Source organism: Rhodococcus sp. P14 (assembly GCF_000256505.1).
In the GTDB taxonomy this organism is placed as follows: domain Bacteria; phylum Actinomycetota; class Actinomycetes; order Mycobacteriales; family Mycobacteriaceae; genus Rhodococcus; species Rhodococcus ruber.
This window is the reverse complement of the sequence record NZ_AJFC01000205.1, coordinates 1-2,967: the sequence shown is the minus strand read 5'-3', so window position 1 is coordinate 2,967 and position 2,967 is coordinate 1. Positions and strand designations below refer to the sequence as shown.

Annotated in this window: 2 protein-coding genes; both read right to left on the bottom strand. The window is 73.7% G+C overall.

The window, feature by feature from the left end; genetic code table 11:
- The coding region (locus OEY_RS0114590; RefSeq protein ID WP_010594596.1) for an ATP-binding protein at positions 1-2,216 on the bottom strand (2,216 nt) is incomplete at its 3' end.
- Between the two features lie 47 nt (positions 2,217-2,263).
- Positions 2,264-2,881, bottom strand: coding sequence for a hypothetical protein (locus tag OEY_RS0114585; protein ID WP_010594595.1), 618 nt, complete (start codon positions 2,879-2,881; stop codon positions 2,264-2,266).
- Between the last annotated feature and the right edge of the window lie 86 nt (positions 2,882-2,967).

The window sequence follows — 2,967 nt, the reverse complement described above, 5'->3', positions numbered from 1 at the left end:
GGGCCGCCCCGCCGGTACCAGGCGGCGGCCGCGTCCAGGTGACCTTCGAACAACTCGTAGCTCCCGCGGACGGTCAGTGCTTCGGCCGCCGGCTCGGTCTTCACCCGCTCCACCGCACGCAGCGCAGCGGCACTGAGCCGGCCGGTCTCGGTCACGTCGCCGGACATCCACGCCGCGTAGGCGGCCACCACCTGCACGCGCGCGGCGAACGGGCTCCGTCCCTCCGCGTCGGCGGCGATCACCATCCGTGCCCAGTTCAGTACGTCCGGTCGCAACCGGAAGATTCCGTAGTCCAGCAGGGCGTTGACGAGTCGGCCCGCCGGGGCGATCTCGTCGTGGTCGAGCATCCAGCCGAGCGCACTGCGCAACTCCGGTACGGCGGCGTCGATCTGCGACAGGACCGGCTCACCCGGCTGCAGCAGTCGGGAATCCGCACGGTCGACCCAGTCGACGAGGTGCCGGGCGTGCCGCTCCGCGACCGTGTCGGCTCGGCCCGCACGGACGAGCTGTTCGGCGCCGAACGCCCGCAACGTCTCGAGCAGCATGTACCGGCGACCGGGCATCCGCATCACCAGCGAACGCTCCACGAGGTGCGTCAACGCCGCGACGGTCGTCCCGGGATCCGTGCCGCAGACCGCCGCGGCGTCGGCCGCGTCGAACGAGCCCGCGAACACCGACAGGTCCGCGAAGGTCCGCCGCAGATCCTCCGGGAGCAGCCCGAACGACCACGACACGGCCGCGGCCAGCGACGCGTGCCGTGGGGTCGTGCGGTACCCCGACGCCAGCAGCTCGAAGCGGTGGTCCAGGCCCGCCGCGACCTCCGCGACCTCGTGGGTGTGCAGGCACGCCGCCGCCAGCTCGATCGCCAGCGGCAACCCGTCCAGGCGTCGCACGATCTCGGCGATGCAGGCACGTTCCCTCCCGTCCGGCTCGAAGCCGGGGACGACGGCTCGCGCCCGCTCCTCGAACAGCCGCACGGCCGGGGCGTCCTCGCCGTCGTACGGCAGCGGCGGCACCCTGCGGACGTGCTCGCCCACGACGCGGAGCCGTTCCCGGCTCGTCGCCACGACCCGCACGTGCGCACATGTGCCGAGCAGGCGTTCGACGAAGGCGGCGATCGGCTCGAGCACGTGCTCGCAGTTGTCGAGCAACAGCACGATCTCGGTCTCGCCCAGCACGTCGGCCACCCGCTCGGCGAGTGCGGTGCCGGGCCGGGCGTCGATCCGCAGGGCGGCGGCGACCACATCGACCGCGGAGTCCGGCTCGGCGGTGGCCAGCTCGCACAGCACCACCGGACGGTCCGGGCGGGCGGCGCGGAGCCGGTGCCCGGTCTCGAGGAGCAGCCGGGTCTTGCCCACCCCACCCGGGCCGACCAGGGTCACCAGTCGCCCCGACTCCGTCAGCCCGGTCACCTCCGCAGCGAGGGCGTCCCGGCCGACGAGTGACGTCGCCGGAACCGGCAGCCTGCCCACCGGAGCCCACACCCGATCGGTGGCACCGGCGAGCAGTTCCGTGTGGTGGGCCGCCAGTGCCGGCGACGGCTCGATGCCCAGCTCGTCGCCGATCAGCCGCCGGAAATCGTCGTAGACGCGCAGCGCCTCGGCCCGGCGTCCCGTTGCCGCGAGCGCCGTCATCAGAAGCCCACGCGGTCGTTCCCTCGACGGCTGCGCGTCGGCCAGTGCGGCCAGTTCGGCAACGAGGCCGTCGGTGTCGCCCCGCGCGAGCCGCGCCTCGGCCCGCACCTCGCGGGCCCGGAACCGCAGTTCCTCCAGCCGCGTCGCCTCCACGCGGGCCTCGTCCACGTCGTCGAGCTCCGGGTAGGCGGGACCCTGCCAGCGCGCGAGCACGGCCTCGATCTCGGCTGCATCGGTCGTTCCCCCCGTCGAGACCGCGACGAGGCGGTCGGCGTCGACCTCCACGCGGGCCGGATCGAGCCGATAGCCCTCACCGACGGACTCGATCAGGCCGTGGGGCAGGCCACGACGCAGCCGGAACATGTGGTTCTGCAGGGCGGCGGCCGGATCCGCCGGCAGCCTGGACGGCCACAGGGCGTCGACGGCGGAGGGCGCGGGCACCACCCGGCCCCGCCGAAGCACCAGCAGGGCCAGCAGGCGCCGCTGCAGCAGCCCGTCGGGAGTGATGTCCCGACGATCCCCGTCCAGCACGCGGATCGGGCCGAGCACCTCGACCCGCACCCGGTCGCCACCCGTGGCCACGTTTCCATTGGACCACCCGCGCCGGTCTCCTGCCGAGACCCGGGACGTCAGGTTCGATGCGGGCCCGGCGGGTCGGCCGGACGCATCGACAGCGCCGCGACGAGGAAGCACAGCGCCCCGACGAACGTGCCGACGTCGGCGAGCCTCGGCGCGAACGTTGCGCCCGCCGGGTCGACGTGGGCGCCGACGGCCGCGGCACCGAAGGCGAGCGAACCGAGCATGTTCAGCCAGGTGCTGCGCCAGTTGCGGGCGTGCGGATCCCACAGCGCATCGGTGTCGGTGGTGGCCACCACCGCCAGGGCACTGCTGACGAGGAAGCACACCGAGCCGACAGCGTCGGGGCGCCACACCAGATTCCGCTCCTCGGTCGCCGTCAGACCGGCGACGAGCGCGAATCCCGTGCTCACGTTGAATGCGAGCGTGCCGACCCACTGCACCGCGGCCGACCACCAGTCGTACCGGTCCACGCGGGTCACCGTCGGCGGGCGGTGCGTCAGCAGCAGTTGCACCGTCGCCGCCGCGGTGAAGAACCACGAGCCCACGAAGTAGAGCAGATTGGAGGTGGCGGCGGGGAGGACGAGCACGCCGCCGGCACCGGCCCCGAACAGGGCGGAACCGACGACGAACAGTCGCGATTCGCGGCGCAGCGTCGGCCGGGTGAACACACCCGCGAACCTAGTGGGCGCGGCCCGGCGTCGTGCAGATTGTGGTTCGTGCGGCGCGTGCCGGGGCGCCTCGCCGCTGTTGTCGG